The organism is Pseudomonas sp. RW407 (genome assembly GCF_003176655.1).
Taxonomy (GTDB): domain Bacteria; phylum Pseudomonadota; class Gammaproteobacteria; order Pseudomonadales; family Pseudomonadaceae; genus Pseudomonas; species Pseudomonas delhiensis.
In genome coordinates this window covers 740,964-757,660 of the sequence record NZ_QGSL01000091.1, presented here as the reverse complement: position 1 = coordinate 757,660, position 16,697 = coordinate 740,964, and the positions used below count along the sequence as shown (strand labels likewise).

The window sequence follows — 16,697 nt, the reverse complement described above, 5'->3', positions numbered from 1 at the left end:
GGCAGGGCCCGCTCCTACAATGGGGCGACATGGGAGACGCGAATTTTGATCCAGTCACCCCCGCGAACGAGGGAGCCCAGAAGACAGTTGCTCCTACGCCCGTGCTTCCCTGAACCTGTCTTGCGCCGAGATGCTCTTCGTAGGATGGGTATCGCTTCGCTCAACACCATCCTACGAAAAGCCGTGCTTCCTGGAACCATAGGAGCGGACTCCGTCCGCGATCAGGCCCGCCGGCCGCACCGAACCGTCCGGGATATCACCCCGCCCGCTTGAGCAACCAGGCCCCCAGCAGCGCGCAGATCGCCGCCGGCAGCAGCACCGCCAGCAGCGGCGGGAAGTTGAACACCTGGCTCGACGGGCCCAGCAGGTCCTGGGCGATGCGGAAGGTGAAGCCCACCAGCACGCCGGTGAACACCCGCTGGCCGAGGGTCACGCTGCGCAGCGGGCCGAAGATGAAGGAAATGGCCATCAGCACCAGGGCCGCGGTCACCGCCGGCTGCAGCACCTTGGTCCAGAACGCCAGCCAGTAGCGGTTGGTGCTCAGGCCCTGGTCCTTGAGGTAGTGGATGTACTCCCACAGGCCGCTGATGGACAGGGCCTCGGGCTCCATCACCACGGTGCTGAGCAGCTGCGGGCTGAGCTGGATGTTCCAGGCTTCCGCAGGCGAGCTGACCAGCTCGCTGCGCTTCTCCTGCGGGTGCAGCAGGGTGGTGGTCACCTCTTCCAGCGTCCACTGGCCGTCGCGGAACACCGCGCGCTTGGCGAAGCTGGAACTCTTGAGCACGTGGCCTTCGGCGAAATCGTAGCGGGTCACGCCCAGCAGGGTGCCGTCGGCCTGCACCACGTTGATGTGGATGAATTCCTGCCCCTGGCGGTGCCACAGGCCGTTGCGCGAGCTGACCGCGCCGCCGCTGCTCTGCGCCAGGGCGCGGTCGCTCTGGGCCTGGGTCTCGGTGTAGGGCACCACGTACTCGCCCACCAGGATGCCGGCGAACATCAGCACCAGCATGGGCTTCATCACCGCCCAGACGATGCGCTGCAGCGACACCCCGGCGGCGCGCATGATGGTCAGCTCGCTGTTGCTGGCCAGGCTGCCCAGGCCCACCAGGCAGCCGATCAGCGCGGCCATCGGCAGCATGTCGTAGGCGCGGCTGGGCGCGGTGAGCAGCACGTATTTCAGGGCCACGCCCAGGGTGTAGTTGTCGTCCAGGGCGCCGAGCTGGTCGATGAAGGCGAACAGCAGGGCCAGGCCGAGGATCACCCCCAGCACGGCGAGGATGGCGACGAAGATGGTGGTGCCGATGTAGCGGTCGAGCTTACGCATGCTTGCGCTCCTTCACGGAGCGCGCACGCGAGGCGGCCCACTTCAGACTCAGGGGCTCCCAGTAGACCAGCAGCAGGCCGATGGCCAGGAAGATCGCGTGGACCCACCATAGGCCCAGGGCCATGGGGATCTTGCCCTTGTCGAGCATGCCGCGGGCGGCGATCAGCAGGGCCAGGTAGGCCATGTACAGCAGCACCGCCGGCAGCAGCTTGAGGAAGCGGCCCTGGCGCGGGTTGACCCTGGACAGCGGCACCGCCAGCAGGGTGACGATGAACACCAGCAGCGGGATGGAGAAGCGCCACTGCAGCTCCGAGCGCATGCGCGGCTCCTTGCTGGCGAACAGGTCGCTGGTGGGGATGGCGTCGCGGTCGTCGATCTCGCTGCTCACCTCCGGCTTGGGCAGCAGCACGCCGTAGGTGTCGTACTTGATGGCGCGGTAGTCGGCCTGGCCCGGGGTGCCGTCGTAGCGGTAGCCGTCCTTGAGGATCAGGTAGCGGCTGCCGTCGGGGTGGATCTGCTGTTCGCCGGTGCTCGCCACCAGCACCGAGAGGCCGCGGTCCTGGCCGTTGCGCGGCGGGTTCTTGTCGGAGATGAAGATGCCGCCGAGCTGGGTGCGGTCGTTGGTCAGCTGCTCGGTGTAGGTCACCCGCGAGCCGTCGCGCATCGACTGGAAGCGGCCCGGCGCCAGGGTGTCGAACTCGGTCATGGCGTCCTGCTTGTTCAGGATCAGCTGCATCTGGGCGATGCCCTGGGGCGCCAGCGACAGGCTCAGCCAGGCCACCAGCAGCGCCACCAGCGCCGCCGGCGCCATACTGTAGGCCAGCAGGCGCTGCTGGCTCATGCCGGTGGCGGTGAGCACGGTCATCTCGCTTTCCAGGTACAGCCGGCCATAGGCCAGCAGGATGCCGAGGAACAGGCCCAGGGGCAGGATCAGCTGGAGGAAGCCAGGCAGGCGCACGCCCATGATCATGAACAGCGAGCCGGGATCCAGCATGCCCTGGGCGGCCTGCGCCAGGTACTTGATGAAGCGGCCGCTCATGATGATCACCAGCAGCACGGCGCTCACCGCGCTCATGGTGATCAGCACTTCACGGGACAGGTAACGGAAGACAATCAAACCGGGCACTCCAGGGTTGTCACGCTCGGGCGGCTACGCTCAAACTAGCCGCCGTGAGGCACTGCCGGCCCGTATAGCACGGGGCCGGTGAAAAATACGCGGCATTATCCTGCGATTCGCCGGGCCTGTCACTGCGCAGAAGCCAAGCCGGGTCGCCGACCACCCGCCACTTCGACCCTTCGTCCCGGGGACACCTTGCCATGGAATTCCTTGTAAAAAGCGTCAGTCCGCAAACCCTGAAGACCGCCACCCTGGTGCTCGCCGTCGGCGAAGGCCGCAAGCTCGGCACCGCGGCCCAGGCCGTGGACGCCGCCAGCGGCGGCGCCATCGCCGCCCTGCTCAAGCGCGGCGACCTGGCCGGCAAGGTCGGCCAGACACTACTCCTGCAAGCTTTGCCCAACCTTAAGGCCGAACGCGTGCTGCTGGTGGGCGCGGGCAAGGAGCGCGAACTCTCCGACCGCCAATACCGCAAACTGGTTTCCTCGGTGCTGGCCAGCCTGAAGAACCTGGGCGGCAGCGACGCCGTGCTGGCCCTGGGCGACCTGGCGGTCAAGGGCCGCAACGCCCACGGCAAGGCGCGCCTGCTGGTGGAGACGCTGGCCGATGGCCTGTACGTCTTCGACCGCTACAAGAGCCAGAAGGCCGAAGCGCCCAAGCTGAAGAAGCTCACCCTGCTGGCCGACAAGGCCGACGCCCCCGCCGTCGAGCAGGGCGCCAGGGAGGCCCGGGCCATCGCCAACGGCATGGCCCTGACCCGCGACCTCGGCAACCTGCCGCCGAACGTCTGCCACCCCAGCTTCCTCGCCGAGCAGGCGAAGACTCTGGCCAAGGAGCACAAGGGCCTGAAGGTCGAGATTCTCGACGAGAAGAAACTGCGCGACCTGGGCATGGGCTCGTTCCTCGCCGTGGCCCAGGGCAGCGACCAGCCGCCGCGGCTGATCGTGCTGCACTACAACGGCGGCAAGAAGGACGAGGCGCCGCACGTGCTGGTCGGCAAGGGCATCACCTTCGACACCGGCGGCATCAGCCTCAAGCCCGGCCTGGGCATGGACGAGATGAAGTTCGACATGTGCGGCGCCGCCAGCGTCTTCGGCACCTTCCGCGCGGTGCTCGAACTGCAGCTGCCGATCAACCTGGTGGGCCTGATGGCCTGTGCCGAGAACATGCCCAGCGGCGGCGCCACCCGCCCCGGCGACATCGTCACCACCATGAGCGGGCAGACCGTCGAGATCCTCAACACCGACGCCGAAGGCCGCCTGGTGCTGTGCGACACCCTGACCTACGCCGAGCGCTTCAAGCCGCAGTCGGTGGTGGACATCGCCACCCTCACCGGCGCCTGCATCGTCGCCCTGGGCGCCAACACCTCGGGCCTGATGGGCAACAACGACACGCTGATCCGCCAGTTGCTCAAGGCCGGCGAGCAGGCCGACGACCGCGCCTGGCAGCTGCCGCTGTTCGACGAGTACCAGGAGCAGCTGGACAGCCCCTTCGCCGACATCGCCAACATCGGCGGGCCGAAGGCCGGCACCATCACCGCCGGCTGCTTCCTCTCGCGCTTCGCCAAGAAGTACCACTGGGCGCACCTGGACATCGCCGGCACCGCCTGGATCAGCGGCGGCAAGGACAAGGGCGCCACCGGCCGCCCGGTACCGCTGCTCACCCAGTACCTGCTGGACCGCGTGAAGTAATGGCAAAGCGCAATCGTTCGATGGGATCGCCGGCATGACGCGGGTCGACTTCTACGTCATCCCCAGCGCCGATCCCGACGCGCGCCTGACCATCGCCTGCCGCCTGGCCGACAAGGCCTGGCGGCAGGGCATGCGGGTGTACCTGCTGTGCGCCGACGAAACCCAGCGCGAGGCCCTGGACGCGCGCCTGTGGAGCTTCCGCAAGGAAGCCTTCGTGCCGCACAACGCCGCCGAGGAAGACGCCCAGGCCCCGGTCACCCTGGGCCTGGGCGAGCCCCCGGCGGGCCGCCGCGACCTGCTGGTCAACCTGACGCTGGCGGTGCCGGCCTTCGCCGGCGAGTTCTCGCGCATCGCCGAACTGGTGGTGGAGGAACCGGCCATCCGCCAGGCGGCGCGGGAGAATTTCCGCTACTACCGCGAGCAGGGCTATCCTTTGCAGGACCATCGCCTGCCGCGCCTCTGACGCTTTACGGAAAAATGGACAGCCGCAAGCCCCCGAAAGACCCCGACCACCTGCTCGACGACCTGGAGTCGATCCACGGCCTGCTCGGCGAGCCGGATGGCGAACCGCCCCTGCTCACCGAATCCTTCGAGCCGGACAACATCCCGCTGCTCTCCGACGTGGTGCAGGCCTCGCCACGGCCAGCCCCGGCCGAGGAACAGGCCGACGACGACCTGCCCGCGCCCAGCCGCGAGCAAGCCCGCCTGGACAGCGAATTGCGCGCCGCCGCGCAGCTGATCCTGCAGGACGTCATCGACGACTTCGTGCCGCAGATCGAAGCCGAGCTGCAACGCCGCCTGGAAGCGCGCCTGCAAAGGCTGCTGGCGCAGCGCAAGCCCTGACCGACGCAGGGCGTATGACCCTTCGCGGTTATCCGCCGCCGGCCGGAAACACCGATGCCAGGAACAACGGCGGATAACGCCTGCGGCGTTATTCGCCCTACGGTCCCGTGGAGGCCCCGGCGGGCTTTTGCTTGCCGCTTGTAGCTTGTGGCCTGCAGCTTGTTTATATTTGACGGTTTTCCGTTTAGCCGCCTACAGGGTCCCGCCGCGCTCATGGACAAGACCTACCAGCCCCACGCCATCGAATCCCACTGGTACCCCACCTGGGAGCAGAACAACTACTTCGCCCCGCAGGGTTCCGGCGAGCCGTACACCATCATGATCCCGCCGCCGAACGTCACCGGCAGCCTGCACATGGGCCACGGCTTCAACAACGCCATCATGGACGCGCTGATCCGCTACCGCCGCATGCAGGGCCGCAACACCCTGTGGCAGCCGGGCACCGACCACGCCGGCATCGCCACCCAGATGGTGGTGGAGCGCCAGCTGGCCGCCCAGGGCGTGGCGCGCCACGACCTCGGCCGCGAGAAGTTCCTGGACAAGGTCTGGGAGTGGAAGGAGCAGTCCGGCGGCACCATCACCCGGCAGATCCGCCGCCTGGGCTCCTCGGTGGACTGGTCGCGCGAGCGCTTCACCATGGACGACGGCCTGTCCAACGCGGTGAAGGAAGCCTTCGTCCGCCTGTTCGACGACGGCCTGATCTACCGCGGCAAGCGCCTGGTCAACTGGGACACCAAGTTCCACACCGCCATTTCCGACCTGGAAGTGGAGAACCACGACGAGAAGGGCCACCTCTGGCACCTGCGCTACCCGCTGGCCGACGGCCACAAGACCGCCGACGGCAAGGACCACCTGATCGTCGCCACCACCCGCCCGGAAACCATGCTCGGTGACAGCGCGGTCGCCGTGCACCCGGAAGACGAGCGCTACCAGGCCCTGATCGGCACCTTCGTCGAGCTGCCGCTGGTGGGCCGGCGCATCCCGATCATCGCCGACGACTACGTCGACCGCGAGTTCGGCACCGGCTGCGTGAAGATCACCCCGGCCCACGACTTCAACGACTACGAAGTCGGCAAGCGCCACGACCTGCCGCTGATCAACATCTTCGACAAGGACGCGGCGATCCTCGCCACGGCCCAGGTCTTCCACCTCGACGGCAGCGTCAACGCCGAACTGGACGCCAGCCTGCCGGCCGCCTACGCCGGGCTGGACCGCTTCGTCGCGCGCAAGCAGATAGTCGCCGACTTCGAAGCCGCCGGCCTGCTGGAGAAAATCGATGACCACGCGCTGAAAGTGCCCAAGGGCGACCGCTCCGGCACCGTCATCGAGCCCTGGCTGACCGACCAGTGGTACGTCTCCACCAAGCCACTGGCCGAACCCGCCATCGCCGCCGTGGAAGACGGCCGCATCCAGTTCGTGCCCAAGCAGTACGAGAACATGTACTTCAGCTGGATGCGCGACATCCAGGACTGGTGCATCAGCCGCCAGCTGTGGTGGGGCCACCGCATCCCGGCCTGGTACGACGAAGCCGGCAACGTCTACGTCGGCCGCAACGAGGCCGAGGTACGCGCCAAGCACAACCTCGGCGAGGCCAAACTGCGCCAGGACGAGGACGTGCTGGACACCTGGTTCAGCTCGGGCCTGTGGACCTTCTCCACCCTCGGCTGGCCGGAACAGACCGAGTACCTGAAGACCTTCCACCCCACCGACGTGCTGGTGACCGGCTTCGACATCATCTTCTTCTGGGTGGCGCGCATGATCATGCTGACCATGCACCTCATCAAGAACGAGGACGGCACCCCGCAGGTCCCGTTCAAGACCGTGTACGTCCACGGCCTGGTGCGCGACGGCCAGGGCCAAAAGATGTCCAAGTCCAAGGGCAACGTGCTCGACCCGCTGGACATCGTCGACGGCATCAGCCTCGACGCCCTGCTGGAGAAACGCACCAGCGGCATGATGCAGCCCAAGCTGGCCGAGAAGATCGCCAAGCAGACCCGCGCCGAATTCCCCGAAGGCATCGCCAGCTACGGCACCGACGCCCTGCGCTTCACCTTCTGCTCGCTGGCCTCCACCGGCCGCGACATCAAGTTCGACATGGGCCGCGTCGAGGGCTACCGCAACTTCTGCAACAAGCTGTGGAACGCCGCCAACTTCGTCATCGAGAACACCGATGGCCAGGACACCGGCGTGAACGGCGAGCCGGTCGAGCTGTCCGCGGTGGACCGCTGGATCATCTCGGCGCTGCAGCGCACCGAGCAGGAAGTCGCCCGCCAGCTCGACGCCTTCCGCTTCGACCTGGCCACCCAGGCCCTCTATGAGTTCATCTGGGACGAGTACTGCGCCTGGTACCTGGAACTGGTCAAGCCGGTGCTGTGGGACGAGAACGCGCCCATCGAGCGCCAGCGCGGCACCCGCCGCACCCTGGTGCGCGTGCTGGAGACCGCGCTGCGCCTGGCGCACCCGTTCATGCCGTTCATCACCGAGGAAATCTGGCAGCGCATCAAGGCTTCCGCCGGCAAGAGCGGCGACACCCTGATGCTGCAGCCCTGGCCGGTGGCCGACGAAGCGAAGATCGACGCCGCCGCCGAAGGCGACATCGAGTGGGTCAAGGCGCTGATGCTGGGCATCCGCCAGATCCGCGGCGAGATGAACATCTCCATGGCCAAGCGCATCGACCTGGTGCTGAACAACGCCTCCCCCGAGGACCATCGCCGCCTGGCCGACAACGAGCCGCTGCTGATGAAGCTGGCCAAGCTGGAGTCGGTGCGCGTGCTCGACGAAGGCGAGGAACCGCCGATGTCGGCCACCGCGCTGGTCGGCGAGCTGCAGGTGCTGGTGCCCATGGCCGGGCTGATCGACAAGGCCGCGGAACTGGCGCGCCTGGACAAGGAAATCCAGCGCCTGGAAGGCGAGGTCAAGCGCGTCGGCGGCAAGCTGGCCAACGAAGGCTTCGTCGCCAAGGCCCCGGCCGAAGTGATCGAGAAGGAACGCGCCAAGCTGGCCGAGGCCGAGCAGGCGGTGACCAACCTGATCCAGCAGCGCGAGAAGATCGCCAGCCTGTAAGCGTTATCCACAAGGCCCGCGATGCGGGCCTTGTGCTTTTCGCTTGTGCTACCTTCTGGCGTATCCCCCGGAGGACGCCATGAAGCGCACCAACGCCCTGAACCTGCTGCAAAGCTGCAAGCCCGAGCTGGCCGAGCGCTTCGGCGTGGTCCGGCTCGCCCTGTTCGGCTCCACCGTGCGCGATGCTGCCAGGCCGGACAGCGATGTGGACATCCTGGTGGCCTTCGACGGCCCCGCCACCTCGGAACGCTACTTCGGTGTGCAGTTCTACCTGGAGGACCTGCTGGGCAGCAGCGTCGACCTGGTCACCGAAAAGGCCCTGCGCCCCGAACTGCGGCCCTTCATCGAGGCGGAGGCGGTGAATGTCTGAGGCGTCCGGGCGCGTCTGGCACTTCTATGTCGACGACATGATCACCTGCGCGGAGAAAGTCCTGAGCTATTGCGCCGGCCTCGACCAGCAGGCCTTCGTCGATAACCCGCTGGTCTACGACGCCACCCTGCGCAACCTGGAGATCATCGGCGAAGCCGCGACGCATGTTCCCCCGGAAGCGCGCCAGGCCAACCCGCAGATCCCCTGGCGCATGCTCGTCGCCACGCGCAACCGGCTGATCCACGGCTATCTCGGCATCGACGACGATACGCTGTGGAGCATCGTCCGCGACGAGGTCCCTACCCTGCTGACGCAACTGCGAGTCCTACGCCAACAGCAAACGTAGCCCGTTGTCTCCGGGAACCGACGTTACGGCCGGCGGCGGATAACCGCGAACGGTTATCCGCCCTACGTTTCCAGGGAAGCTCGGTCGTAGGAGCGGACCTTGTCCGCGATAACCCAAGCCACCGGCGCGATTCGCGGATGAGATCCGCTCCTACGCCGTCCCACCCACACCATTCCCATGTAGGAGCGCGCCCTGCGCGCGAATCGCGGGCAGGGCCCGCTCCTACAACCAGTCAGAACACCGTACCAACCGGGTAGACGTAGGCATTCACGTCATGGAAGGGCGTGCGCTGGTAGAACCATTCCAGCCGCGCATGCGGGTCCTTGGCGAAGGCCTTGTCGTCCTTCAGCTTCTTCTCGAACTCGGCCTTCAGCTGCGGGTCCTCGGCGAGCATCTTGCGCGCCATGGGCTCCATCACGTATTCCTCCGGTTCCTCGGCGGACACCAGGGTGGCGTTGAAGAAGCCCCAGGACCAGAAGGAGTCCGGGCTCTCGGCGGTCAGCAGGTTGATCGCCAGCACGCCCAGCGGCTGATCGGTGTCGATCACCACCGAGCCGGCCGGGAAGGTCTGCAGGCGCTGGAACGGCTTGCCGTTGCCGCTGACCAGCAGATGCCCCTCGTAGCCGGGGATTTCGTTGGCCGCGGCGCGGTCCGGCTCGAAGCCGCCGGCCAGCTTGATGTCATCCATGCGGTACAGAGTGACCTCGATGGCGGTCGGCTGCTCCAGGGTCTGCATGCGGATGCCGTGGGCCTTGAGCCGGGCGATGACCTCGCGCCACTGCACCGGCACCACGTACTGCTTCGGCCGCTTGACCACCAGGTCGGGCACCGAGTTGTCGCTGATCGGCACCTGCAAGGTCTTCGGCTTGTTGCTCCAGACAATGGTCTTGGCGCCAGTGATGGGCGACTGCTCGTAGTGGTAGTCGCCGACGACGAAGGGCGTGTGCTGCTCCTTGCCCGGCTTCCAGGTCAGGATCACCTCCTTCTGCGCCTCCAGGCGCTCGCGGTCCTTGGCGATGGCGGCCTTGAGCGAGTCGGCGTTGTCGCCGATCACCCGGAACATCGCCTTGAGCATCACGTAGTTGCCCAGCACCTGGGTTTCATACGGGTGCAGCGCGTGCTGCTCGATGAGGATCGAGGGCACGTTGCGGATGTCGCCGTACTGGTTGGAGAAGCGCGCAAGGTCGGTGCGGTAGGGGTAGTAGCCCTTGGCCGGGTCCTGGTTGTCGTTGAGGCTGATGCACTCGTGGACCACGTGGCCGTCGCCTTCCAGTTCCTTGTACACCGGGCCACGCATGACCTCGTCCATCCACTGGCTGGATGCCGGCGACCAGCCGTTGCCGTTGTGGCAGTAGGAGCTGTCGTAGGGGTACATGGCGCCGTCGGTGGAATGGGTGTCGGCGAAGAAGCTCAGGTCGTATTGGTTGAACACCCAGGCGACGTTGCGGATTTCCGCGCTGTCGAGCTTGGTGAAGTCGCGGTTGAGGTTCAGGTTCAGGCCGTTGACGCGCCAGCCGGTGACCTCCGGGCCGTTCTGGTTGATGCGCCCGTAGGGGCTGCGGCGCAGGTCGCCATCGACGTTCACGGCGGGGATGAAGAGGATGTTGACCTTGTCCAGCAGCCCGGCCAGTGGCTTGCTCCCGGCGGTCATGTCGCGCAGCAGCATGAACATCGCGTCCTTGCCGTTGGCCTCGCCGGGGTGGATCTCGGCCTCGACGAAGAGCGTCGGCTTGCCCGAGCCGTTCAGCCCGGCCGGCGATTTGTCGGCCTCGGTCGAGGCGGTCACCAGCAGCATCGGCTCGCCGCTGGCGCTCTTCTCCGGCAGCTCGCTCAGCAGCAGCCTGCCGCCGGAGGCATCGGCCAGCTTCTTCAGGTAGTCGCGGCTCTGGTGGTAGTCGCTGGTCTGCCGGAAGCCGCTGGATTCGGCCAGGGTGATCAGCGGGTCGTCGGGCCTGGCCAGGTAGCGGGTGCTGGCCAGCTTCTGCTCGAACATCGGCGGCAGGATGCGCTGCTTCGCGGCCGCCGGGTAGCCGCTGTCATCGACGTAGCCGGGCGCCTGGGGCAACGCGGCCAGGGCCGGCAGGCTGCCGGCCAGCAGCAGCGCGGCGTACAGCGGGTGGAATCCTCGATGGCGCATGGGGGGCCTCCTTTCGCGGTGAGCCATGGCCCGGAGAACCTTAGACCATGATCTACGCGGCCGAAGGGGCCGGTTGTCGCAGGCGTCATTCCGGGGTGGAATGACTACCCGAAGAAAGCTCGCTTGGCGCGGCACAGGCTTTGGGCCGAAGATCGACGCGCCGGCGCCGCCAAGGCCACCGGCCCGATTTCCACAGGAGCCCGAACCATGTCCGACCTCCCCGCCCGCAATGGCGGCCAGATCCTCGTCGAAGCCCTGCTGCGCAACGCGGTGGACACCGTCTACTGCATCCCCGGCGAAAGCTACCTGCCGGTGCTGGACGCGCTGCACGACGCCAGCGGCATCCGCACCATAGTCACCCGCCACGAAGGCGCCGCCTCGAACATGGCCGACGCCTACGGCAAGCTCACCGGGCGCCCGGGCATCTGCTTCGTCACCCGCGGGCCGGGCGCCACCCACGCGGCCAACGGCGTGCACACGGCGAAGCAGGACTCGACGCCGATGATCCTCTTCGTCGGCCAGGTGGAAAGCGCCTTCAAGGGCCGCGAGGCGTTCCAGGAGGTGGACTACCGGCAGATGTTCGGCGGCCTGGCCAAGTGGGCCACGGAGGTCGACGACATCCGCCGCATCCCCGAGGTGGTCGCCCAGGCCTTCGCCGTGGCCCAGTCCGGGCGCCCCGGCCCAGTGGTGGTGGGGCTGCCGGAGGAAGTGCTGTTCGGCACCGCGCAGGTGACGGACGCGCCCGCCCCGCGCATCCCGCAGGTCGCCCCGCCGCTGGCCGCGCTGGAAGAGCTGCGCAGCCTGCTCGCCCGTGCGCGCAAGCCGCTGCTGATAGTTGGCGGCACCGGCTGGGACGAATCCGCGCGCCGCGCCCTGCAGCGTTTCGCCCGGGCCAACGAATTGCCGGTGGTGGCCTCGTTCCGCCGCCAGGACCTCTACGACAACGACGACGCACGGTACGTCGGCCAGCTCGGCTTCGGCGCCTCGCCCAGGCTCACCGCGCGGCTGCAGGAGGCCGACCTGCTGCTGGTGCTCGGCTCGCGCCTGAGCGAGACGCCCAGCGCCGGCTACACCCTGGTGCAAAGCCCGAAACCCGTCCAGACGTTGATCCACGTCCACCCCGACGCTAGCGAACTGGGCCGCGTCTACCAGGCCGACCTGCCGATCCAGGCCAGCCTGCCGGCCATCGCCGCCGCCCTGGACACCCTGCCGCCAATGGCCGAACGCCCCTGGTCCGAATGGACGGCAGAGGCCCGCGCCGACTACCTGGCCTACTCCACCCCGCCGGCCAGCCCGGCCGAGCTGCAGGGCGTGGACCTGGCCGCGGTGGTCGGCCACCTCGCCGAAACCCTTCCCGAGGACGCGGTGATCAGCAACGGCGCCGGCAACTACGCCGTCTGGGTGCACCGCTTCTACCGCTACCGCGCCGCCCGCAGCCAGTTGGCGCCCACCAACGGCGCCATGGGCTACGGCTTCCCCGCCGCCATCGCCGCCAAGCTGCGCGAGCCGCAGCGCGAGGTGGTGTGCTTCGCCGGCGACGGCTGCTTCATGATGTACCCGCAGGAGCTGGCCACCGCCGTGCAGTTCGGCGCCGCGCTAATCGTCATCGTGGTCAACAACGGCATGCTCGGCACCATCCGCATGCACCAGGAACGCGAGTACCCCGGGCGCATCTCCGCCACCGAGCTGCACAACCCCGACTTCGTCGCCCTGGCCCGGGCCTTCGGCGCCCACGGCGAGCGGGTGGAGCGCACCGCGGACTTCGCCGCCGCCTTCCAGCGCGCCCGGGCCTGCGGCAAGCCGGCGCTGATCGAGCTGCGCACCGACCCACGGCAGATCACCCCGGTGGCGCGGCTTCCCTGAAAAGCGCCAAAGGCTTCGCTAAGCTGCATCGGGTCAAGGCATTGTTCCCCGCGACCGGGAACAATGCCTGCCGATTCGCCGGCTAAGGAAGCGCATGAATCCGCAACTGCTCTGGGTCCTGTTCCTGCTCGCCACCGTGGTGGCGCTGTTCGTCCTCAACCGGCCGCGCATGGACGTGGTCGCCCTGCTGGCCATGGTGGCGCTGCCGCTGACCGGCGTGCTCAGCGTGCAGGAAGCGCTGGCCGGCTTCGCCGACCCCAGCGTGGTGCTGATCGCCGCGCTCTTCGTGATCGGCGAGGGCCTGGTGCGCACCGGCGTGGCCTACCGCATCGGCGAATGGCTGACGCACAAGGCCGACAGCGACGAGACGCGCCTGCTGGTGCTGCTGATGCTGGCGGTGGCCGGCCTCGGCTCGGTGATGAGTTCCACCGGCGTGGTGGCGATCTTCATCCCGGTGGTGCTCACCGTCGCCGCGCGCATGAACGTGGCGCCGGCGCGGCTGATGATGCCGCTGAGCTTCGCCGGGCTGATCAGCGGCATGCTCACCCTGGTGGCGACGCCGCCGAACATGGTGGTGCACAGCGAACTGGTGCGCGAGGGCGAGGCGGGCTTCGGCTTCTTCAGCTTCACCCCCATCGGCCTGGTGATCCTGGCCCTGGGCGTGGCCTACATGCTGGTGGCCCGGCGCTGGCTCGGCCACGGCGACGACAGCCCCGGCAACGCCGCGCAACGCCGCTCGCTGCGCGACCTGATCCGCGACTACCAGCTGGCCGGGCGCGAGCGCCGGCTGCGCATCCGCGCCGACTCCCGGCTGGCGGGCATGACCCTGGGCGACGTGCAGCTGCGCACCGAGCGCGGCACCAACGTCATCGCCATCGAGCGCCTGGCGCGCTTCCGCCTGAAGATCCTCAGCCCCGGCGCCGAGGTGGTGCTGCAGGCCGGCGACGTGCTGCTGGTGGACATCTTCCAGCCGGGCATCGACCTGCTGCAGCTCTACCACGAGTACGGCCTGGAACCGCTGAGCCTGCACGGCGACTACTTCACCGAACGCGCCCACGAGGTGGGCATGGCCGAGGTGACCCTGCCGCCGGAATCCGCCCTGCTGGGCAAGAGCGTGCTGGAGCTGGGCTTCCGCAGCCAGTACGGGCTCAACGTGGTGGGCCTGCGGCGCAACCGCGAGGCAGTGGTGGACGGCCTGCTGGAGGCCAAGCTGAAGGTCGGCGACACCCTGCTGGTGGTGGGCGCCTGGAAGGACATCCGCCAGCTCCAGGGCCAGGGCCGCGACTTCCTGGTGCTGAGCCTGCCGGCGGAGGTGGACGAGGCCGCGCCGGCGGCCAGCCAGGCGCCCCACGCGCTGCTGGCCCTGGGGCTGATGGTGCTGCTGATGGTCAGCGGCCTGGTGCCCAACGTGCTCGCCGCGCTCATCGCCTGCCTGCTCATGGGCCTGTTCCGCTGCATCGACATGGACAGCGCCTACCGCGCCATCCACTGGCAGAGCCTGGTGCTGATCGTCGGCATGCTGCCCTTCGCCCTGGCCCTGCAGAAGACCGGCGGCATCGCCCTGGCGGTGCAGGCGCTGGTCGGCGCGCTGGGCGGCGCCGGGCCCTACCTGATCCTCGCCAGCCTGTTCCTGCTCACCGCGCTGATCGGCCTGTTCATCTCCAACACCGCCACCGCGGTGCTGATGGCGCCGGTGGCCATCGCCACGGCCAAGGCCCTGGGCGCGCAGCCGGCGCCCTTCGCGATGATAGTCGCGCTGGCTGCCTCGGCGGCCTTCATGACGCCCATCTCCTCGCCGGTGAACACCCTGGTGCTGGGCCCGGGGCACTACCGCTTCGGCGACTTCGTCAGGGTCGGGGTGCCCTTCACCCTGCTGGTGATGATCGTCAGCGTGTTGCTGGTACCCTGGCTGCTGCCGTTGTACTGAACGAACAAGGACGCCCCATGGAAGCGAGCAAGACCAAGAGCAGTTTCTACCGCCGCCTGTACGTCGCCTGGCTGGTGGACAGCGGCACGGCCAGCAGCGTGCCGGCGCTGATGGAAGCCACCGGCATGCCCCGCCGCACTGCCCAGGACACCCTGGCGGCGCTGGCCGACCTGGACATCGACTGCGTGTTCGAGCAACACGCCGGCGAGCGCAACAACGCCGGGCACTACCGCATCCGCGACTGGGGCGCCATCGACCCGCGCTGGATCGCGGCGAACCTGGCGAAGATCAAGGCGCTGCTGGGCTATCCCTGACACCGCACCGTAGTCCGCAAGAACGTAGGGCGAATAACGCTCCGCGTTATCCGCCGCTTGACCATGGCCCCAGGCACTCGGAGTCGAACTGGAAGAGCCGCCCAGTTGGAACGCGGAGCCGACGAGAGCCTGGGTGTAGCGGCGGATAACCGCGAACGGTTATTCGCCCTACGCCCAGGCCACCACCGCGCGGGACGCGCCAGACGAGGGGCATCTGTGGGAAAATCCCCCTCCGCTCCCCTGCCCCGCCGCCTGCCATGCCCAAGCCGCCGAAACGCCTCGCCAAGCCGCAACCGCTGCGCGACCCCGCCGCGAAGAAGCCCGACCTGCTGCACCCGCGCAACCGCCACCAGGGGCGCTACGACTTTCCCAGCCTGATCGCCGCCAGCCCCGAGCTGGGCGACTACGTGATCACCAACCCCTACGGCAAGCCCAGCATCGACTTCGCCGACCCGCAGGCGGTACGGGTGTTCAACCGCGCGCTGCTCAAGGCGCAGTACGGCATCGGCCACTGGGAGATCCCCGCCGACTTCCTCTGCCCGCCGATCCCCGGCCGCGCCGACTACGTGCACTACCTGGCCGACCTGCTGGCCGAGGACAACGCCGGCAGCATGCCGCGCGGCCCCGGCGTGCGCGTGCTGGACATCGGCGTGGGGGCCAACTGCATCTACCCGCTGATCGGCCACCGCGACTACGGCTGGCGCTTCCTCGGCGCCGACATCGAGCCCGCCGCCCTGGCCTCGGCGCGCAACATAGTGCTGGGCAACCCGGGCCTGGCCGAGGCCATCGAACTGCGCCAGCAACCCGAGCCGCGGCACATCTTCCACGGCCTGCTGCACAGCGACGAACGCTTCCACGCCAGCCTGTGCAACCCGCCCTTCCACGCCTCGCCCGACGAGGCCCGCGCCGGCAGCCGGCGCAAGTGGAAGAACCTCGGCAAGCTCGACCCGTCGCGCAAGCTGCCGGTGCTGAACTTCGGCGGGCAGAGCAACGAGCTGTGGTGCGAGGGCGGCGAGATCTCCTTCCTCAGGCGCATGGCCAGCGAAAGCCGGGAGGTGGCGCAGCAGGTGCTGTGGTTCAGCTCGCTGGTGTCCAAGGCCGGCAACCTCGACGACTTCCGCCGCGCCCTGAAGAAGGCCGGCGCGCTGCAGGTGCGCACCGTGGACATGGCCCAGGGGCAGAAGCAGAGCCGCTTCGTCGCCTGGACCTTTCTCGACTCCGAGGCGCGCCGCGCCTGGTACGGCTGACTAGCGGATGAACTCGCGGCTGACGGCGCGGAAGGTCTCGCTGCCGGCGCGCTCCAGCCATTCGAAGGCGACCATCTCGCGGTTGACGATCACCGCGCCGGCCTGGCGCATGCGCTCCAGGGCCAGGGCCTTGTCCTCCGGGCGCCGCGAGCCGACCGCCTCGGCCACCACGTAGACCTCGCGGTCCTCGGCCAGCAGGCCGAGCACGGTCTGCAGCACGCAGACGTGGGCCTCGGTGCCGCACACCACGAACTGCCGGCGCTCGCCGCCGGGCAACTGCAGCAGGCCCGGGTCGGCCACCGCGGAGAAGGCGATCTTCTCCAGGATGGCCGCGGCCGGCAGCTGCTCGCGCAACTGCGCCAGGGTCGGGCCCAGGCCCTTGCTGTACTGCTCGGTGGCCAGCGCCGGCACGCCCAGGCGCCGGGCCACGGCCAGCAGCCAGGCGCTGTGCTGCAATA

The 16,697-nt window shown here is 68.4% G+C and carries 14 protein-coding genes; 10 read left to right on the top strand and 4 right to left on the bottom strand.

Features of this window, described 5'->3' with window-relative positions; all coding sequences use genetic code 11:
- Positions 1–256: 256 nt before the first annotated feature.
- A complete protein-coding gene (lptG, locus tag DK254_RS15825) occupies positions 257–1,324 on the bottom strand; it encodes an LPS export ABC transporter permease LptG (RefSeq protein ID WP_109934519.1) in 1,068 nt (355 codons plus the stop codon).
- The gene (gene lptF / locus DK254_RS15820) at positions 1,317–2,441 is read right to left on the bottom strand and encodes an LPS export ABC transporter permease LptF (protein ID WP_109934518.1); all 1,125 of its coding nucleotides are present in this window, start codon (positions 2,439–2,441) and stop codon (positions 1,317–1,319) included. The genes lptG and lptF overlap by 8 nt, the downstream gene beginning before the upstream one ends.
- A gap of 200 nt (positions 2,442–2,641) precedes the next feature.
- Here lptF and DK254_RS15815 point away from each other — a divergent pair, with 200 nt between their 5' ends.
- The 6 genes from DK254_RS15815 (at position 2,642) to DK254_RS15790 (ending at position 8,751) form a co-directional block, all read left to right on the top strand.
- Positions 2,642–4,129 (top strand): leucyl aminopeptidase, encoded by a 1,488-nt coding sequence (locus DK254_RS15815; RefSeq protein ID WP_109934517.1) that lies wholly within the window; start codon positions 2,642–2,644, stop codon positions 4,127–4,129.
- A 34-nt stretch (positions 4,130–4,163) separates the two neighbouring features.
- A complete protein-coding gene (locus DK254_RS15810) occupies positions 4,164–4,592 on the top strand; it encodes a DNA polymerase III subunit chi (protein ID WP_109934516.1) in 429 nt (142 codons plus the stop codon).
- Between the two features lie 14 nt (positions 4,593–4,606).
- A complete protein-coding gene (locus DK254_RS15805; protein ID WP_109934515.1) occupies positions 4,607–4,972 on the top strand; it encodes a DNA polymerase III subunit chi in 366 nt (121 codons plus the stop codon).
- Between the two features lie 213 nt (positions 4,973–5,185).
- The gene (locus DK254_RS15800) at positions 5,186–8,035 is read left to right on the top strand and encodes a valine--tRNA ligase (RefSeq protein ID WP_109934514.1); all 2,850 of its coding nucleotides are present in this window, start codon (positions 5,186–5,188) and stop codon (positions 8,033–8,035) included.
- A gap of 79 nt (positions 8,036–8,114) precedes the next feature.
- Entirely contained in the window at positions 8,115–8,405 is a 291-nt protein-coding gene (locus DK254_RS15795; RefSeq protein ID WP_089389528.1) for a nucleotidyltransferase family protein, read from the top strand.
- Positions 8,398–8,751, top strand: a complete 354-nt coding sequence (locus tag DK254_RS15790) for a DUF86 domain-containing protein (protein ID WP_109934513.1) — start codon at positions 8,398–8,400, stop codon at positions 8,749–8,751. Before DK254_RS15795 ends, DK254_RS15790 begins: the two co-directional genes overlap by 8 nt.
- A 232-nt stretch (positions 8,752–8,983) precedes the next feature.
- Here DK254_RS15790 and DK254_RS15785 read toward each other — a convergent pair whose 3' ends face one another.
- A complete protein-coding gene (locus DK254_RS15785; RefSeq protein WP_109934512.1) occupies positions 8,984–10,888 on the bottom strand; it encodes a M14 family metallopeptidase in 1,905 nt (634 codons plus the stop codon).
- Between the two features lie 207 nt (positions 10,889–11,095).
- Here DK254_RS15785 and DK254_RS15780 point away from each other — a divergent pair, with 207 nt between their 5' ends.
- The 4 genes from DK254_RS15780 to rlmF all read left to right on the top strand — a co-directional run bounded on the left by DK254_RS15780 (position 11,096) and on the right by rlmF (position 16,239).
- Positions 11,096–12,751 (top strand): thiamine pyrophosphate-binding protein, encoded by a 1,656-nt coding sequence (locus DK254_RS15780; RefSeq protein ID WP_109934511.1) that lies wholly within the window; start codon positions 11,096–11,098, stop codon positions 12,749–12,751.
- Positions 12,752–12,845: 94 nt separating this feature from the next.
- A complete protein-coding gene (locus DK254_RS15775) occupies positions 12,846–14,678 on the top strand; it encodes an SLC13 family permease (protein WP_109934510.1) in 1,833 nt (610 codons plus the stop codon).
- 17 nt (positions 14,679–14,695) lie between these two features.
- Positions 14,696–14,992 (top strand): helix-turn-helix domain-containing protein, encoded by a 297-nt coding sequence (locus DK254_RS15770; protein ID WP_109934509.1) that lies wholly within the window; start codon positions 14,696–14,698, stop codon positions 14,990–14,992.
- Positions 14,993–15,249: 257 nt separating this feature from the next.
- On the top strand, positions 15,250–16,239 hold the full coding sequence (gene rlmF / locus DK254_RS15765; protein ID WP_109934508.1) for a 23S rRNA (adenine(1618)-N(6))-methyltransferase RlmF: 990 nt from the start codon (positions 15,250–15,252) through the stop codon (positions 16,237–16,239).
- Here rlmF and DK254_RS15760 read toward each other — a convergent pair.
- A partial coding sequence (locus DK254_RS15760; protein WP_109934507.1) for an isochorismatase family protein occupies positions 16,240–16,697 on the bottom strand: 458 nt, incomplete at its 5' end. It abuts the gene before it with no gap.